Genomic DNA, 16,506 nt, shown 5'->3' on the forward strand with positions numbered 1-16,506 from the left:
CGCGTCACCAGTTGCGGGGCACTTGCTCCCCGCGAACCCCTCGTAGGTCGCACCTGTCAGCTGTTGTCGGGGCCGGCTTTGCGGACCTCTTCTACCTTTGTCATGGCTTCGCGGAGGTCGGCCAGCCAGGTTTCGCTGTGCTGGGCGACGAGTTTGACGCACCAGCCGAGGGCGTCGCTGCGGGAGCGGGCCACGCCGGCGTCGACGAGGGTGTCGAGGACCTGGCGTTCGGGCTGGCGGAGGCGGGTCATCACCGGCGCGGACAGCGAGGTGAAGACGGTGCGGGTCTCGCCGCAGCGCAGACCCCACGCGACCTTCCGCCGGGTGGCGTGCTCGAGTTCGCGGGCGATCTCGATCCGGCGCTCGCGGGTGTCCTCGCGGAACTGCTTGATCCGGCCTTCCTCGGCGGCGGAGCGCTCGGCCGCGCTCACGTCCTTGTTCTGCTCGGGTGCGGGGATCCGGCCGACGATCAGGATCTCGTCCCGGTCGATCTCGAGTTCGATCTCACCCTCGAACCAGTCGCCCGGCAACCGTCCGGTCAGCCAGCCCCGCACCTTCTCCTGCTCGGTCTGTGTACTCATGTAATCATGATTACACCCAAGCAGATCGAGCTCAAGTCATCACCAGTAGGTCACTGTGTACGCCGCGTGCGCGTCCCCGTCCGACAGTGCGACATGCGAGATGCCGATCCGCAGCATCCGCCCGGTGGCGTCGTTCTTGTACGTCGCGTACGTCGTACCCGCCGCACCCTCGGCCGAGATCCGTCGCCAGTGCGATCCGCCCGTCGCGGAGATGTTGTGCAGTTGCCCGACGACCTTCGGCGTCGCGTAGTAGGCGGTCCACTTCGCGTCGCCGCGCCCCCAGGCCCGGATGAGGTTGTCCGACCATTGGACTGCGTTCCAGGCCTTCGGCTCGCCGGCGAACTTGGCGGTGTACGCGGCATGCCAGCCGTCCGCGGCGCGCAGACCGACGTTCTGTACGCCGATCGTGAGGTCCCCGCCGCGGGCGTCGTCGTGGTACGTCACGTAGATCGTGCCCGCGGCGCCTTCGGTGGAGACGCGCCGCCAGTGGATCCCGCCGCGCGTCGTCTGTGCGTAAAGGGTGCGTGCTGCCGCTGTGGAGGCGTAGCAGTTGGTCGCCGCGGTGTCGCCGCGACCCCAGGCGCGAACGAGCCGGTCGGCGTACGACACCGCCGAGATGCTCTTGACGGACTGCAGTTGGCTGCAGTTGGTGGTGGTGCCGGCGTTCGCCGGCGCGGCGCCGGTGAGAAGCAGCGGTGCGGTGACCGCGAGTGCTGTCGTGCTACCTAGACCAATGATCCTGCGAATCATCATCGACCTCCCGAGTGGATGTGGTCCTACTGGTGGGACGCCACACCGCACTCGGGAGTTTGCATCGGATTCGAATGAAACAGGCCTGCAACATCAAGCAGCCGGCGGTGGCGCGAACGCCGCACGTAACCGTTCCTGAGCGCTCGTTCCGGCGGCCGTGTGGTCAAGACCGAGCAGGGCTGCACCGACCACCGGCGGTACGTCGACCACGCGCGGAATCGCCTTCGGGGCAACGTCGGCGAGCAGCTTCGTGACCCGGTCGAGAAGAATCGAGTGGCCTGCCGTCAGCACGCCGCCGCCGAGGACCACGGTGACCCGCTCGCCGAGCAGGTCGAGCCGCCGCAACGCGCTCGACGCCATCGCGACGATCTCCTCGGCCTGCTGTTGAATGATGCCTAGGGCAACAACATCGCCATCGGCCGCGACCTGGAACAGCACCGGCGCGGCCTCCAACTGCCGCTCGGCCGGCAGCTCACCGAAGTGGAACGCCTCGATCACCGCGGTCAGGGACTCCATCCCGTAGTGCATCGGCAATGCGGTGAGCAGTGCGGTGGCGGGTCCGCGACCGTCGTCGGCCCGGGACGCCGACCAGAACGCCTCCTCGGCCAGCTGTGCTCCGCCACCCCAGTCGCCGGTCAGCTTGCCCAGGGCTGGGAACCGCGCGGTCCGCCCGTCCGGCAGCATTCCGGAGCAGTTGATGCCCGCGCCGCAGACAACCGCGACACCACGCGGCTCGTCCACCCCGGAGCGCAGCAGCGCGAAGGTGTCGTTGGTGACGTACACCGACTCGGCCCAGCCGCGGTCCTCGAAGACAGCGGTCAGTCGCTCGACCTCTATCGGCAGGTCGGCGTTGGCCAGGCACGCCGAGATCTGTTGCACCAACGGTACGTCGCCGACGCGCAGGCCGGCCGCGGCCGCCGCAGCCCGGACCAGTGGCTGCAGTCCGTCCACAGCGGCCGCGGCGCCGATCCGCTGCGGTTCGAACCCGCCGCCACGCGCCGTACCGAGTACTGCCCCGTCAGCTGCGACGAGAGCGACGTCGGTCTTGCTGTTGCCGGCGTCGAAGGCGAGAACACCGCCTGGGACTAGCGCGCCCACGGGAGGTAGTCCTTGTTGTGCGCCAGCAGTTTGTCCGTGAGCTCCTGTGCGATGGAGATCTGCCCGACCAGTGGATGCGCCAGCAGAGCTTGGAACACTCGCTCCGATCCGCCCTTCACGGCAGCCTCCAGCGCCAGGTCCTCGTACGCCGTCACGTGGGCGACCAGTCCGGCGTACAAGGGCTCCAGTGGGGAGACCGGCTCCGGTGTCGTGCCCTGTGCGTTGACCGTGGCCGGTACTTCGATCACAGCGTCATCTGGCAAGAACGAGAACGTGCCGTTGTTGAGAGTGTTGACGACCTGCACGTCGCCGGTGTCGTTCAGCAGGGACGAGGCGAGGGCGACGGCCGCCTCGGAGTAGTACGCGCCGCCGCGCTTCTCGAGCAGTGCGGGCTTCTCGTCGAGCTGCGGGTCGGCGTACATGTCGAGCAGCTCCTTCTCGAGTGCAGCGACCTCAGCGGCTCGGGACGGTTTTGTCAGCAGCTCCTGCACCACGGCGTCGTGTGCGTAGTAGTAGCGCAGGTAGTACGACGGCACGACGCCGAGCTGTCGCACCAGGTCCGGTGGGAGGTGCAGGTCATCCGAGATCTCGGGCAGGTGTTCTTCTAGAAGTTGCGGCAGCACATTCGAACCGTTGACGCGGACCGCGCGCTCCCAGGTGAGGTGGTTGAGCCCGACGTGGTCGAGCGACACCTCCTCCGGTGTCACTCCCAGCATCGCGGCGAACCGGCGCTGGAACCCGATGGCCACGTTGCACAGCCCGACTGCCTTGTGCCCGTGGGACAGCAGGGCCCGCGTCACGATCCCGACCGGGTTGGTGAAGTCGATGATCCACGCGTCCGGATTGGTACGCCGTACTCGCTCGGCAATGTCCAGCACGACAGGTACTGTCCGCAGCGCCTTCGCGAGACCGCCGGCACCTGTGGTCTCCTGACCGACGCAACCGCATTCCAGCGGCCACGTCTCGTCCTCGTTGCGTGCAGCCTGCCCACCGACGCGCAGCTGCAGCAGTACGGCGTCCGCACCGTCGATCCCCGCGTCCAGGTCCGACGTGGTGATCACCCGGCCGGCATGTCCTTGTTTGGCGAAGATGCGCCGCGCCAGACCGCCAACCAGCTCGAGCCGGTCGGCCACCGGATCGACGAGCACCAGCTCCGACACCGGCAACGTGTCCCGCAGTCGGGCGAAGCCATCCACGAGCTCAGGCGTGTAAGTGGATCCGCCACCAACGACTGCGAGTTTCATCTGTTGACTCCTAGGTGATGGGTGGCCCCGCGGTATCGAAGACCTCGTCGCGGGTGGTGCTCAGGGCGGACTGCAGTGCTCCGGAGAGCACGGGGTCGGTGCTGATCGCGGTCATCAACAGCTGCGGCCGTGGTACGGCGAGCTCGGTGAGCTCGTCCTGGACCAGGCCCCGCAGGCGTTCGCCTCCCGCGGTGATGACGCCACCGGCCAGCACGATCAGCTCCGGGTCGACGACCGCGACGATCGCGGCCAGGCCGACCGCGAGCCGGTGCGCGAACTCGTTCAGTACGGCGTCGCCCGCGCCCTCGGTCTGTAGTGCGGCCGCGATCGCGGCTTCCGGCGTACGGGCTTTCAGGCCGTGCTCACGGGCGAGCTCCAGGACCGGTTCGCCGCCGGCGAGTTCCTGGAAACCGCCGGCGTTGTTTCGTCCGACGTTGCGGACCAACGGCGTACCCGGAAGCGGCAGGAACGCCACCTCGCCGGCGCCGCCGGTCGCGCCGCGGTGCAGGCGGCCGTTGATGACGATCGCGGCGCCGATGCCTTCCTCGCCCCAGAGCAGCACGAAGTTGTCGTGCTCCTGGGCGTGGCCGACGCGCTGCTCCGCGATCGCGGCCAGGTTGACGTCGTTCTCGACCTCCAGCGGTAGGGCGATCGCCGCGGCCAGCTCCTCGAGCAGGTGCGGGGCGTGCCACCCGGGCAGATGCGTCGCGTACCGCAGCCGGCCGGTCGTCGGGTCGAAACCGCCAGGTGTGCCGATCGAGACCCGGTGCAGGCGCTCACGGCTCAGGCCCGCCTCGCCGGCCGCGCCCTCGATCGCCTTGATGACCCGGTCGACCGTGCCCTTGGCGCTGCGGCCCGGGGTGGCCAACTCGTAGCGGCCGACCACCTTGCCGGTCAGGTCCGCGACGGCGGCACGGATGCGGGTCGGCGTGACGTCCAGACCGCCGACGTACGCGATGCTGCCGTTGATCTCGTACAGCTGCGCGTTCGGGCCGGGACGGCCGGCGGTGGTGCCGCTCGGGCGGACCAGCCGGGCCGCCTCCAGCCGCGCGAGCAGCTGGGACGCGGTCGGCTTGGACAGTCCGGTCAGGTTGCCCAGCGTGGTGCGGGAGAGCGGGCCCTGGCTGAGCAGCAGGTCCAGGGCGGCGCGGTCGTTCATCGCGCGGAGCAGGCGCGGCGTTCCGGGTGTTGTTGCCATGTGCCAACCCTGCCTCCCTTCGCCGCCCGCGGGTACTCGCCGCGCTGACCGTCCGGACTGTTAGGAAAGTTTCCTATTAGCCCGAGACCGTACGGCGGACTGCGTCCGGGTGTCAATCACCCGAAGGGGATCAGGGAGCTACGCCTGGTCAGCGAGGAGGGCGAACGACACCAGCCAGTGCGTCGACATGAAGTCCCCGTCGGTGACCGTCGGCAGCACCGCATCGACCTGACGGTCCGCAGCGGCTCGCAGTACCTCGGCGACATCCGGCAGCGCCGGCGCGATCGTCCGCAGCTGCCACGCCCGTGACAAGGCCAGCCCGGACAAATGCGCCAACTGCCCGTCACCGGAGTCATCCGTCACCGGCACCTCAAGCAGGCGCTGATGCGCGTCGCCACCCAGCCCCGGCAGGAATGCAGACAGCCAACTGACGAACTCGGCGTCCGGCAGCACGCGCCGCATCAGCTCCGCCTCGGACAGCGCCGGTGACAAGAAGTCAGTCCCCGACGGCTCGAACCGGGTGTCGTACGCCGTGTCGCTCCCGAACCACTGCCGTGCGCGAGCGCGGATCGCCTCGACCACGTCAGCGCGCCCCAGCTCGCCGTACGCCTCGTGCAGGAGTGCGAGAGCGAACGCGGAGTTGAGGTGTACGCCGTGCCGCACCGGGTAGGCCTGCTTCGGCAACCAGGCGAGGACGAGGTCCGCGATGACATCGCCGAGCGGAGTGAGCGCGTCTGCCCACTGGGTCTTGCGGGTGGCGGCGACCAGCATCGCCGCCCAGGCCCAGCCGTACGGGCGTTCGTACGACGGACGCTCCCGTAGGTACGCGGCCTCGGTAGCGATCGCGTCGGGCGTCAGGCGCCGGTCGAGGACCTCGATCGGGCGGCGGCCGACCTGGTCCGGCGCCAACGTGAGCAACCGGACCAGGGACCACTGCATGTGTGCGCTGGAGTGCCAGTCGTAGGACCCGTGGAACGCCGGGTGCAGACGATCCGGGGTCACGTCGACGTCGTCCGGGCCCTGCGACGCGTGGGCCGTGCCGTACGGGTACGGCGTCTCGAGCACCTCGCAGGCGATGTCGGCCCAGGCGGCGGCGTACTTCATGAAACTCCTTAGAATGCGAAGAAATACATGATCAGGATGTTGCAGCCCAGCAGCGGGATCGCGGTCGGGATCTGCGCCTTGATCGGCCCGTACTGGTCCTTCATTTCGAGCAAGGCCGCTGGGACCAGGTTGAAGTTGGCCGCCATCGGCGTACACAAGGTGCCGCAGAAGCCGGCCAGCATGCCGACCGCGAAGATGATCGCGGGCGTGCCATGGAACTGCTCGTGCAGCAGCGGCCAGCCGACCGCGGCCGTCATCACCGGGAACGCGGCGAACGCGTTGCCCATGATGATCGTGAAGACCGCCATGCCGATGCAGTACAGGGCGACCGCGGCGATCAACGAGCCCTTCGGGACCAGGTGGTCGGTGACCCGCCCGACCGCCTTGCCGACGCCGGACGTGTTGAACAGCAGGCCTAGCGTGGCCAGCATCTGTGGCAGGATCGCCGCCCAGCCGATGTGCTCGAGCAGACGACGCCCCTCGTGCACCGGCACGGCCGGGGACTTCGGCCGGAGCAGCACCATGCCGACGATCAGCGCCAGGATCGACGCGACCCCCAGACCGATGATGGTGGCGGAGCCGGTCTGCAGCAGCAGCTTGCCGTCGCCGAGCTTCACCTTCGCGAGCCAGGCCCCGAAGATCGCCGCGACGACCGGGATCACCAGCGCCGGCAGGAACAGCTTGTTGCCGAACCGGTCGGCGAAGTGCACGCGCTCGGCGGGGGTCGTCGTACGCTCCTCGCCCTTGCCCGGGAAGCCTGAGCCGGCCAGGACCGCGAGGCCGATCACCGCGATACCGAGCAGCCAGGACGGCGCCTGCTTGTTCACCACGAAGGTGCCGTAGCCGAACGAGAGGCCGAGGATGCCCCAGAACGCCGCGCTGCCGACCCGCTTCGGGTTGCTGCGGTCGTTGAGCACCTGCAGCGCGATCAGGACGAAGAAGATCCCGCACAGCCAGTAGAACCACTCGACCTTGATCATCGCGCGGCCTCCTTCGTCGCGGCCTTGTCCTCGGCTGCGAGCTTGTCCAGCCGGCGATCGAGGAGCAGCAGGCGGGTGCCGTGGATGAGCAGCGCGCAGATCCCGGTCGGGATCGCCCAGAGTGCGATGTCGATCGCTTCCAGGTGCAGGCCGTACGTCGTGTCGACGAAGCCGGTGATCAGCAGGATCGAACCGATCGCGACGAAGATGTCCTCACCGAAGAACAGCCCGACCGTGTCGGCGCTGGCGGCGAAGCCCTTGATCTTCTCCTGGAGTTTCTCCGGGAGCTTGCCGTAGCGGCGTTCCGCGGCGCCGGCGGCCATCGGGTGGATGAGCGGCCGGACCGCCTGCGCGGGACCGCCGATGCTGGTCAGACCGAGCGCTGCGGTGCCTTGCCGGATCAGCAGGTAGATGGCCAGCAAGCGGCCGGTCGTGACGACCTTGAGCTTGCCGATCAGCTTGCGGGCCTGGTGTTGCAGGCCGTAGCGCTCGATCAGCCCGATGACGGGCAGTGTGACGATGAAGACGGTGACGGACCGGCTGCCGGCGAAGCCGTCACCGAACGCGTTCAGGATCTTGACCGGAGACAGTCCGCCGATCAGGCCGGCCACGATGCCGGCCGCCGTGACGACCAGCATCGAGTTGATCCGGAGGGCGAACCCGACGACTACCACCGCGATGGCGAGCAGAACCCACATGGTTCCTCCCGGAGGGACAGGGCGATTCCGCTCACCATAGGAGATTGTTGAACGATCCTGCAATGCATCATTCGAACAAATCTTTCCGAAACACGACAACGCGCCGTGACCACGAGGTCCCGGCGCGTCGTCGTACCGCTGAAAAAGTGGGGTTAGGGGAGGCGCCAGTCGATTGGCTCGGCGCCCTGCTCGGCGAGGAGGGCGTTGACGCGGCTGAACGGGCGGGAGCCGAAGAAGCCGCGGTCGGCGGACATCGGGCTCGGGTGCGCGCTCTCGACGTACGGTGTGCTGCCCAGCATCGGCTTGAGCGTCTGGGCGTCGCGTCCCCAGAGGATCGCGACCAGCGGGCCGCCGCGGTCGACCAGCGCGTGGATCGCCTGCTCGGTGACGCTCTCCCAGCCCTTTCCGCGGTGTGCACCGGACTTGCCCGGCTGCACGGTCAGCACTCTGTTGAGCATCAGTACGCCCTGGTCGGCCCAGGGTGTGAGGTCACCGTTGGACGGCGCCGGTACGCCGACGTCCGCCATCAGCTCGCGGTAGATGTTCGCGAGACTGCGTGGGATCGGCCGTACGTCGGGGGCCACCGAGAAACTGAGCCCGACCGGGTGTCCCGGTGTCGGATACGGGTCCTGCCCGACAATGAGCACCTTCACCTGTTGCAGCGGCCGGTGGAACGCGCGCAGCACGTTCTCCCCGGCCGGCAGATAGGCCCGCCCCGCGGCGAGCTCCCCACGGAGGAACTCACCCATCCGCGCCACAGTCTCTTCGACCGGAGCCAACGCCTCAGCCCAGTCCGGCGCCACCAGATCCGACAACGTCTTAGGACTCACCCGCCACAGTCTCGCAGTACTGCGGCTCGCAGTGCACCTCGGGTTGTCGCCTGTTGTTCGCGTGTCGCTCGAACGCTGGTGTGGTTGCAGACGGTACAAAGGTCGCGGCCCCGCGGAGGTATGAGCTCGCGGGGCCTTTGCATGCCTCAGGTAGCCAAGCGGCGGAGGGCTGCGGCGTAGCGGGTGGCGGCGTAGTGCTGGGCCTTGCGGGTGATGGGACCAGCCAGATGGGTGTACCAGGTGGCAGGGCGGCTGTAGGCGCGGATAGCGGCGTACACGCCGTCCTGGTCGCGGGTGACGAGAAAGGACTCCTCGCCGGCCTCGGGGTGGCCTTCCAAGGTGCCGTACGCGAAGCCGATGCGGTCCGGTTCGTTGACGACCCGGACGACCCGGCACGGAACTGGCAGGCCTAGTTGAGTCTGTGTTCGGAGGCGACGGATCAGCATGCCGGGTCCTAGGCGGCCCAGCGAGTCGGTGCCGACCTGCGGTGGTGTGGCGGTCGCAGTCACCGGTATGCCGGCCGCGCGGTGCATGCGCCACGTCAGCAACGCGTCAGCAGCCCGCTGGAACACCTCGTCCCCGTCGCCGATCCGCTGCCGATACTCCAGTCGGTGGAAGCCCTCGGGCGTCTCGTCGTACTGCGTGCACCCCACCTCGTCGTACGTGAACCGCAACCCCGCCAGGTCTTCCAGCTTCATCGGGCTCCTTCCCGTCGCATCGCCAGTACGCCGCACAGCGCAAAGCCAACCGCATTCGCCACGCCGTGCGTGGCAACCATCCACTCCAACGGCAGGTACGGCGTGTCCACCACATGTCCCAGTGCCCAACTGACAGCGAGCAGCATCGTCAGCACGAGCACGGAGCCGGACACCGTCAACAGGATCGCTGTAGTCCGGTCCGCACGTTGCGACCGCTTCCACAGGTTCCAGCCGACCAGCCACATGCCTGCGGTAAGTACGACGGCTCCTACGAGCTCCACCGGGTCGCCGACGAAGAACCCGAGCAGGACGATCGCAGTACCCAGTGGAACACTCACTGCCGCTAGACCGTCCGCAGCGAGGTAGGCCATCAGCGCGGCCGCGAAGCCAGCGAAATGGAAGTGGGCGACCGTCAGCGACAGCACGGTCAGGTTGAAGCCGAACAGCTCGTACGACGAACGCTCGGCGACCAGTGCGAGCGCCGCGATCGACGGCGTGGCCAGTGCTGTGTAGAGCGCCACCTGTCGTGTGCTGACGGTCCTGTGCTGGAAGAAGTGCCGTGCAGCCAGTGCGATGAGCACGAGCGTCCCGGCGAAGTAGACCGACGCCAGCACGATCGACACCGCACCACGTGGCAGCCACAGAGCCACCGCACCAGGAACGGCGAACGCGAACCACCAACGAGTGCTGGTGGTTCGCGTCGGCAGGAGGGTGAGGCCGAGGGGTACGACGATGAGCATCCCCAGGCTCACCACCGCGTGGACGAGGACGATCAACTGCTCTTCAGGCCGCTGGTGTTGTCTTCCTTGAGCGCGTTGAAGAGCGCCTTCGCCTTGGCGGTGTCCCACTTCACCGCGTCGCCCCGGTTGCAGCACAGCCGGAAGTTGTCGTCGCTGGTCGGCACGCTCAGCGCGACGCCGCCGCTGCCGGAGATCGCCTGCATGCCGCGGGCGAACCGGACGAAGTCGAACAGGCTCATGTCCTTGTCGACGGTCAGTGCGTCGACGCCCTTGGTCGCGACGTTGTAGTACCGCACGGGGTTCAGGAACGTCGACGGCGAGGCGGCCTTCTTCGCGACCGCGCCGACCATCTGCCGCTGCCGTTCGGTCCGGCCGAAGTCGTTCTTGCCGTCGGCGTGCCGCGAGCGCACGTACCCGAGAGCGTTCACGCCGTCCAGTTGCTGGCAGCCGGCCGGCAGGTTGATGTGCGCCTTGTCGTCGTTCATTGCCTTAGGCAAACACATCGTGATGCCGCCGACGCTGTCGATCACCGACGCGAAACCGCCGAAGCCGACCTCGACGTAGTGGTCGATGCGCAGCCCGGTGTTGTTCTCGATCGTCTGGATCAGCGCCGCCGGACCCTTGTTGAAGGCGGCGTTGATCTTCTGCTTGCCCTCGACACCGGGGATGTTCACCGCGCTGTCGCGCGGGATGCTGATCAGCACCGTCGGGCCGGACTTCGGGACGTGCATCAGCATGATCGAGTCGGTCCGCGGCGGGCCGGCGTCGCCGCCGGTGTGCAGCCGGGCGCGCTCGGCCCGGCTGAGGTCCTCGCGGGCGTCCGATCCGACCATCAGGTACGTCGTGCCGGGGGTCTCGGCCGGCCGCTCGCCGGTGGGCATCGCGTCGAGCTTGTCGATCCGGCTCCAGGCGTAGAGCGGGACGGCGATCAGCATCGCAACGATCAGCAGGACGATCAGTCCGACGGTCCGGAGGAACCAGTTGCGGCGTTTCTTCGGGCGTCGCGCCGGGTTCGCCTGTCGCGGGTCGATGGGCTGCGTTTCACTCATAGCCATGACCGTATCGGTGACCGGCCCTCCGGCACGTCACCCCAGTGAATGGTTTTACACGTCGGAAAGTCGATGGCGCCTCCTTCAAAGGGAGGAAATCCGCCCGGAGATCGAACCGGACCGCCGGAACGCGACCGGCGACATCCCAACCCTGGCGGCGAACAGACGGCTGAAGTACGCCGGATCGTCGTAGCCGACCCGCCGCGCGACGACCGCAACGGACAGGCCAGTTCTGCACGGATGCAAGAGTCCAAGAAGCCGGGGCGGGTGTCCATTCCGCTGAGCGCCGTGCGCCGGTGGAATGGAGGTGTGCTGACGTCTAACGGATATGTGCTCGATGAGCGGCGGTTGGGTGAGCTGGTTGCGGTGCCTGAGGAGGAGCGGGGCGATCGGGCGCAGCTACGCGCACGATTGCAGCGGGACGGGTACCTGTTCCTGACCGGTCTGCTGGACCCTGCCGTGGTGCTGGCGTTCCGGGAGTACTACTTCGGGTTGACGGGGCCTGTCGCGGACAGAGCGTCGTACCGGAAGGTGCTGTTCGAGGAGATCGTGCCGGGGGCCGAGTACGCGGCCTTCTGTGCGCAGCCGGCGTTGAAGGGCTGGTTCGAGTGGTTCCTCGGTGGTGAGCCGTTCCTGCACCGGCGGAAGATCATCCGGCAGACAGCGCCGGGTGAGAACGGCATCGGTACGGCGACCCAGGCGCACTACGACCTCGTATACCTGCGCGGCGGCAGCGACCAGGTGCTGTCCGCGTGGATCCCACTGGGCGACTGCCCGGTCAGCCGCGGCGGACTGACCTACCTGGAGGGCAGTCATCACAGAGTGCTCGAGGAAGAGGCAGCCGGTCGGCTCAAGCGCCCGGCTGCGTCCATCACCGCGGACCTGCCCGCTCTAGCCACGCAGTACGACGCCAACTGGCTGGTCACGGACTACGCCGCCGGAGACGTCGTCGTACACACCGCACACACCGTCCACGCGGCACTCGACAACGTGTCGACGGAGCTCCGCCTGTCGACCGACATCCGCTACCAGCGCGCCGACGACGCGATCGACAACCGCTGGCAGAACCACTGGCACGACCAAGACGGTCTCTGATCACGGACACTTCTCGCTAATGACAATCATTTCGGTTAAGGTGCTTCTCGGAAGTGTGAACCGAGTCTGAGGAGAGCCGTGAACCGGAACGAACTGATCGCCGGCGTGGCGCAGAAGGCGGGTATCCCGCGAGGCCAGGCCGAGAACGTCATCGACGCGCTGGGCGACGTCGTCACCGAGGCCGTGCAGCGCGGCGACAAGGTGTCGCTGACCGGCCTGCTCAGCATCGAGCGGGTGCTGCGCGCCCCGCGCACCGGCCGCAATCCGCAGACCGGCGAGCCGCTGAACATCCAGGCCGGCTACTCCGTGCGCCTGTCGTGCGGAAGCCGCCTCAAGGCCGCTGCCCGAGGCGACCTCCGCACCGTCCGCTGACCCTCAGCGGCGGACCGCCGTGGCCCAGTAGGGCGTCGTCGCCGTCGGCGGAGTGCTGAACCGGGCGTTCACCAGGTACAGCCGGGACCCGAACGCGGCAGCGGTCGTCGGGATGTCGAACCCCGGATCGGTAATGGTCCGGATCTGCCGGCCCGTCGTCCCGGCGCGGTCGAGGCGCACCACCGCGACCTGGTTGGAAAAGTTCTGCACGACGTACAGCAACCGTCCGAGCAGCAGCATCCCGTCACCGTTCGTCATCAGCGTGCCGCCGAGGTCCACGCGCTTGGTGACGCCGGTCCGCGGATCGACCCGGAACAGGAATCCGGTCGACGACTGCACGATGATCAGCGCCCGGCGGTCCGGCGTCAGCGTGATGCCGTTGCCGTTGAAGCCGGTCGGATCGTGCACATAGTCGCCGCTCAGCGGAACGGTCCGCACCTGGTTCACGAGCTGGCCGTGCCGGCCGATCGGCACCTGGTAGACGACGGGGCGACTGGAGTCCGTGAACCAGGCGCTGGTCCGGCTCAGAACCACGTCGTTCACGAACGTCGCCGTCTCGGTGGTCAACGTGTAGCTCTTCAGGATCTTGCCGGTGCGGATGTCGACCACGCGGGCGTTCCCGGCCGACCCGCCGGCGATCCACAGCCGTCCGCGGTTGTCTGCTTTCAGTCCGACCGACGGCGTACCGGGTCCCTGGCTGATCAGCTTTCCGCGGCCCGTGCGCAGCGTGGCGGCGTAGATGTCGCCGTCGACGAGCGATCCGAAGTACGCCGTACCGCGGCTGATCGCGATGCCTTCCGGCTGGAATCCGTTCGGTAGGTCGATCCGCGTCGGGAACGCCTTGGACTGCCGGGACGTCTGCTGGTCCCCGAAGCGGATCCGGTCGCAAGGCGCGTCGTAGACCGAGTGCTTGACGACGGCCGGTCCGGGCGCGGGTGCAACGGTGGCGGCCGCCGACGTGGAGACGAGGCCCATCAGCAGGACGGGCAGGCCGAGAGCGGCCATCACGTGACGTTTGTGCATGATTCCTCCCCTCCGTCACACCGTAGGACGGCCGGTGCCGGTCGGGAACGGCTCAGCGGTTGACTGCTGTGACCCAGTACGGAGTGGTGGGAGTCGGTGACGTGGTGAAGCGGGCATTCGGCAGGTAGAGCCGGTTGCCGAACGGTGCGACGGTCGTCGGTACGTCGAAGTCCGGGCTGGTCAGTTCGCCGACCAACTCGCCCTTCGTGCCGGTGTCGTTCAGTTCGAGTACCGCGATCTTGTTCAGTCGGTTCTGGACGACGTACAGCGTCCGGTCGAACAGGAGCAGGCCGTCGCCGTTGGTCATCAAAGCGTCGCCGAGGTCGATCCGCCGGGCCACACCGGTCCGCGGGTCGACCCGGAGCAGGAAGCCGGTGGACGACTGCACCATGATCAGCGCGCGGCCGTCCGGGGTCAGCGAGATGCCGTTCGCGTTGTTGCCGGGCAGGTGCTGGTAGTCGCCGCTGAGCGGAATCGTCTCGGGCTTCGCACCGGCGACGCGGTAGAAGACGGGCTGCTGCGAGTCGGTGAAGTATGCGCCGTCATTGGCGAGTACGACGTCGTTCACGAAGGTCGGCGTCGCGGTGGTGAACGTGTAGCCGGCCAGGACCTTGCCGGTGCGGGTGTCGATCACCCGGCCGTTCCCGCCGGCGGCCCCGGCGACGAACAGGCGGCCGAACGGGTCGACCTTCATCCCGAGCGAGCCGGTGCCCGGGCCCTGACTGATCACCTTGCCGAGGCCGGTCCGCAGTGAGGCGGCGTAGATGTCCCCGTCGGCGCGGGAACCGAAGTACGCCGTACCGCGGGCGATCGCGATGCCTTCCGGCTGGAATCCGTCCGGCAACTCGAATCGCGTCGGGTAGGGGACTGGTGCGGCGCTCGCTGCCGAGGTGCTCGCCAGGCCCAGCAGTACGGCCGGCACACCGGCAAGGGCAGTGCGCCTGCGGACGGGGTGTGACATGGGCGGGTCCTCCCTGATCCGTGGTCTTTACCCGGGAGAACGTGGCGGTCCTGTGGATAGTTCAAACCGGCGGATTCGCGAACCGGGTATGTTCGCTGGCAGCAACTCGACTTGGGACAAGGGGTCAGGGATGACAGCAGAACTCGACGACTCGGTGGCGGTTCGCCCGCAGGACGATCTGTACCGCTACGTGAACGGGGCGTGGCTGGCGGAGCACGAGATTCCCGCGGACAAGGCGATCCACGGTGCGTTCCACGCGCTCCGGGACACCGCCGAGCAGGACGTCCGCGCGCTCGTCGAGAAGACCGTCGCGGCCGGGCACCCGGAAGGCAGCGAGCCGCGGAAGATCGCCGACCTCTACACCAGCTTCATGGACACCGAGACGATCGAGCGGCTCGGCGCCGAGCCGATCGCCGAGCAGCTCGCCCTGGTCGCGGGCGTGACCGACGTGACCGGGTTCGTGTCCGTCCTCGGGCAGCTCGAGCTGCAGGGCGTGCCGGGGGTCTTCCACTACTGGGTCGACGCCGACGCGAAGAAGTCCGACGAGAACATCGTCCACCTGACCCAGGGCGGCCTCAGCCTGCCCGACGAGTCGTACTACCGCGAGGACAGCTTCGCCGAGATCCGGACGGCGTACGTCGACCACGTGGCGACGATGCTGGAGCTCGCCGGGCTGTCGGACGCGACCGCCGCCGCCGAGCGGATCATGGAGCTGGAGACCCGGGTCGCCGGCGCGCACTGGGACCGGGTGAAGGAGCGCGACGTCCAGCTCACCTACAACAAGCTCGACCGGGCCGGGCTCGAGGAGCTGACGCCCGGGTTCGACTGGGCGACGTGGCTGGCCGGTGCCGGCGTACCGGAGAGCGCGTTCGCGGAGGTCGTGGTCCGCGAGCCGGACTTCCTGACCGCGGCCGCGGCCGCGCTGCAGGAGGTCGACGTCGATCGGTGGAAGGAGTGGCTGGCCTGGCGGGTCGTGCACAGCGCGGCGCCGCTGCTGAGCCAGGCGTTCGTCAACGAGAACTTCGCGTTCTACGGCAAGACCCTGACCGGTGCGCCCGAGCTGCGCGAGCGCTGGAAGCGCGCCGTCGGCGCAGTCGAGCAGGCGCTCGGAGAGGCGCTCGGCAAGCTGTACGTCGCGGAGCACTTCCCGCCGGACGCCAAGGCCCGCATGGTCGAGCTCGTGCAGAACCTGGTCGCCGCCTACCGGCAGCGGATCGAGGCGCTGGACTGGATGGGCCCGGACACCCGGCAGCGGGCGCTCGAGAAGCTCGGCACCTTCGTCCCGAAGATCGGGTACCCGGACGAGTGGAAGGACTACTCGGCGCTCGAGATCGACCCGGCCGACCTGTTCGGCAACATCCGCCGCTCGGTCGCGGTGGAGACTGCGCGGGACCTCGCCAAACTCGGCAAGCCGGTCGACCGGAACGAGTGGCGGATGACGCCGCAGACCGTCAACGCCTACTACAACCCGCGGATGAACGAGATCGTCTTCCCGGCCGGCATCCTGCAGCCGCCGTTCTTCGACCTGGTCGCCGACGACGCCACCAACTACGGCGCGATCGGCGCGGTGATCGGCCACGAGATCGGCCACGGCTTCGACGACCAGGGCTCGCGCTACGACGGCGACGGCAACCTGAACGACTGGTGGACCGACGCGGACCGCGCAGCCTTCGAGCAGCGCACCGACAAACTCGTCGCGCAGTACGACGCACTCGAGCCGGCCGAAACGCCCGGCCAGAAGGTCAACGGCAAACTCACCCTCGGCGAGAACATCGGCGACCTCGGCGGTCTGTCGATCGCGTACGTCGCCTACCAGTTGTCCCTGGACGGCACCGAGACCGAGGAGGAGCTGCAGGCCGGTGCCGAGCGCTTCTTCGCCGCCTGGGCGCACGCCTGGGCCACCAAGACCCGCCCCGAAGAAGCCGCCCGCCGCCTCACCATCGACCCCCACTCACCCCCCGAGTTCCGCTGCAACGCGGTGGTGAAGAACATCGACGAATTCCACAACACCTACAAAACCACGGAATCCGACGCGATGTGGCTCTCTCCGGAGGACCGCGTCCGCATCTGGTAGCCCCAGCCGCC

General features: G+C 68.2%; 18 protein-coding genes. 3 read left to right on the forward strand and 15 right to left on the reverse strand.

Annotated features, from left to right (window positions below; all coding sequences use genetic code 11):
• Positions 1–56: 56 nt before the first annotated feature.
• The 13 genes from EV647_RS16780 to EV647_RS43725 form a co-directional block, all read right to left on the reverse strand.
• On the reverse strand, positions 57–581 hold the full coding sequence (locus tag EV647_RS16780) for a hypothetical protein (protein WP_134003702.1): 525 nt from the start codon (positions 579–581) through the stop codon (positions 57–59).
• A 39-nt stretch (positions 582–620) separates the two neighbouring features.
• The gene (locus tag EV647_RS16785) at positions 621–1,334 is read right to left on the reverse strand and encodes a hypothetical protein (RefSeq protein ID WP_134003704.1); all 714 of its coding nucleotides are present in this window, start codon (positions 1,332–1,334) and stop codon (positions 621–623) included.
• 90 nt (positions 1,335–1,424) lie between these two features.
• The gene (locus EV647_RS16790) at positions 1,425–2,429 is read right to left on the reverse strand and encodes an N-acetylglucosamine kinase (protein ID WP_134003706.1); all 1,005 of its coding nucleotides are present in this window, start codon (positions 2,427–2,429) and stop codon (positions 1,425–1,427) included.
• Positions 2,417–3,673 (reverse strand): 6-phospho-beta-glucosidase, encoded by a 1,257-nt coding sequence (locus EV647_RS16795; RefSeq protein ID WP_134003708.1) that lies wholly within the window; start codon positions 3,671–3,673, stop codon positions 2,417–2,419. The genes EV647_RS16790 and EV647_RS16795 overlap by 13 nt, the downstream gene beginning before the upstream one ends.
• A gap of 10 nt (positions 3,674–3,683) precedes the next feature.
• Positions 3,684–4,871, reverse strand: a complete 1,188-nt coding sequence (locus EV647_RS16800; RefSeq protein WP_134003710.1) for an ROK family transcriptional regulator — start codon at positions 4,869–4,871, stop codon at positions 3,684–3,686.
• A gap of 138 nt (positions 4,872–5,009) precedes the next feature.
• Positions 5,010–5,975: a DUF2891 domain-containing protein gene (locus EV647_RS16805; protein WP_134003712.1), complete on the reverse strand. Its 966-nt coding sequence runs from the start codon at positions 5,973–5,975 to the stop codon at positions 5,010–5,012.
• Positions 5,976–5,983: 8 nt separating this feature from the next.
• Positions 5,984–6,955: a DUF979 domain-containing protein gene (locus EV647_RS16810; RefSeq protein ID WP_134003714.1), complete on the reverse strand. Its 972-nt coding sequence runs from the start codon at positions 6,953–6,955 to the stop codon at positions 5,984–5,986.
• A complete protein-coding gene (locus EV647_RS16815; RefSeq protein WP_134003716.1) occupies positions 6,952–7,653 on the reverse strand; it encodes a DUF969 domain-containing protein in 702 nt (233 codons plus the stop codon). Before EV647_RS16815 ends, EV647_RS16810 begins: the two co-directional genes overlap by 4 nt.
• 152 nt (positions 7,654–7,805) lie before the next feature.
• Positions 7,806–8,483: a uracil-DNA glycosylase gene (locus EV647_RS16820; RefSeq protein WP_134003718.1), complete on the reverse strand. Its 678-nt coding sequence runs from the start codon at positions 8,481–8,483 to the stop codon at positions 7,806–7,808.
• Positions 8,484–8,629: 146 nt separating this feature from the next.
• Positions 8,630–9,181: a DUF1990 family protein gene (locus EV647_RS16825; protein WP_202876189.1), complete on the reverse strand. Its 552-nt coding sequence runs from the start codon at positions 9,179–9,181 to the stop codon at positions 8,630–8,632.
• The gene (locus tag EV647_RS16830) at positions 9,178–9,957 is read right to left on the reverse strand and encodes a YndJ family protein (RefSeq protein WP_134003720.1); all 780 of its coding nucleotides are present in this window, start codon (positions 9,955–9,957) and stop codon (positions 9,178–9,180) included. The genes EV647_RS16825 and EV647_RS16830 overlap by 4 nt, the downstream gene beginning before the upstream one ends.
• Complete coding sequence (locus tag EV647_RS16835; RefSeq protein ID WP_134003722.1) at positions 9,954–10,970, reverse strand: LCP family protein; 1,017 nt, start codon at positions 10,968–10,970, stop codon at positions 9,954–9,956. Before EV647_RS16835 ends, EV647_RS16830 begins: the two co-directional genes overlap by 4 nt.
• 84 nt (positions 10,971–11,054) lie before the next feature.
• A complete protein-coding gene (locus EV647_RS43725; RefSeq protein WP_370343252.1) occupies positions 11,055–11,216 on the reverse strand; it encodes an AraC family transcriptional regulator in 162 nt (53 codons plus the stop codon).
• Positions 11,217–11,279: 63 nt separating this feature from the next.
• Here EV647_RS43725 and EV647_RS16845 point away from each other — a divergent pair, with 63 nt between their 5' ends.
• Positions 11,280–12,065: a phytanoyl-CoA dioxygenase family protein gene (locus EV647_RS16845; RefSeq protein ID WP_134003724.1), complete on the forward strand. Its 786-nt coding sequence runs from the start codon at positions 11,280–11,282 to the stop codon at positions 12,063–12,065.
• Positions 12,066–12,143: 78 nt separating this feature from the next.
• On the forward strand, positions 12,144–12,437 hold the full coding sequence (locus EV647_RS16850; protein WP_134003726.1) for an HU family DNA-binding protein: 294 nt from the start codon (positions 12,144–12,146) through the stop codon (positions 12,435–12,437).
• Positions 12,438–12,440: 3 nt separating this feature from the next.
• On the opposite strand, the gene EV647_RS16855 is transcribed toward EV647_RS16850, so the two are convergent.
• Both EV647_RS16855 and EV647_RS16860 read right to left on the reverse strand, forming a co-directional pair.
• Positions 12,441–13,460 carry an SMP-30/gluconolactonase/LRE family protein gene (locus EV647_RS16855; RefSeq protein WP_134003728.1) on the reverse strand — a complete coding sequence of 340 codons (1,020 nt, stop codon included), beginning with the start codon at positions 13,458–13,460 and terminating at the stop codon, positions 12,441–12,443.
• Positions 13,461–13,512: 52 nt separating this feature from the next.
• A complete protein-coding gene (locus tag EV647_RS16860; RefSeq protein WP_134003730.1) occupies positions 13,513–14,421 on the reverse strand; it encodes an SMP-30/gluconolactonase/LRE family protein in 909 nt (302 codons plus the stop codon).
• Positions 14,422–14,551: 130 nt separating this feature from the next.
• On the opposite strand from EV647_RS16860, the gene EV647_RS16865 reads away from it, so the two are divergent.
• Complete coding sequence (locus tag EV647_RS16865; protein WP_134003732.1) at positions 14,552–16,495, forward strand: M13 family metallopeptidase; 1,944 nt, start codon at positions 14,552–14,554, stop codon at positions 16,493–16,495.
• The last annotated feature ends 11 nt before the right edge of the window (positions 16,496–16,506 follow it).

The organism is Kribbella sp. VKM Ac-2566 (assembly GCF_004366005.1).
GTDB lineage: Bacteria > Actinomycetota > Actinomycetes > Propionibacteriales > Kribbellaceae > Kribbella > Kribbella pratensis.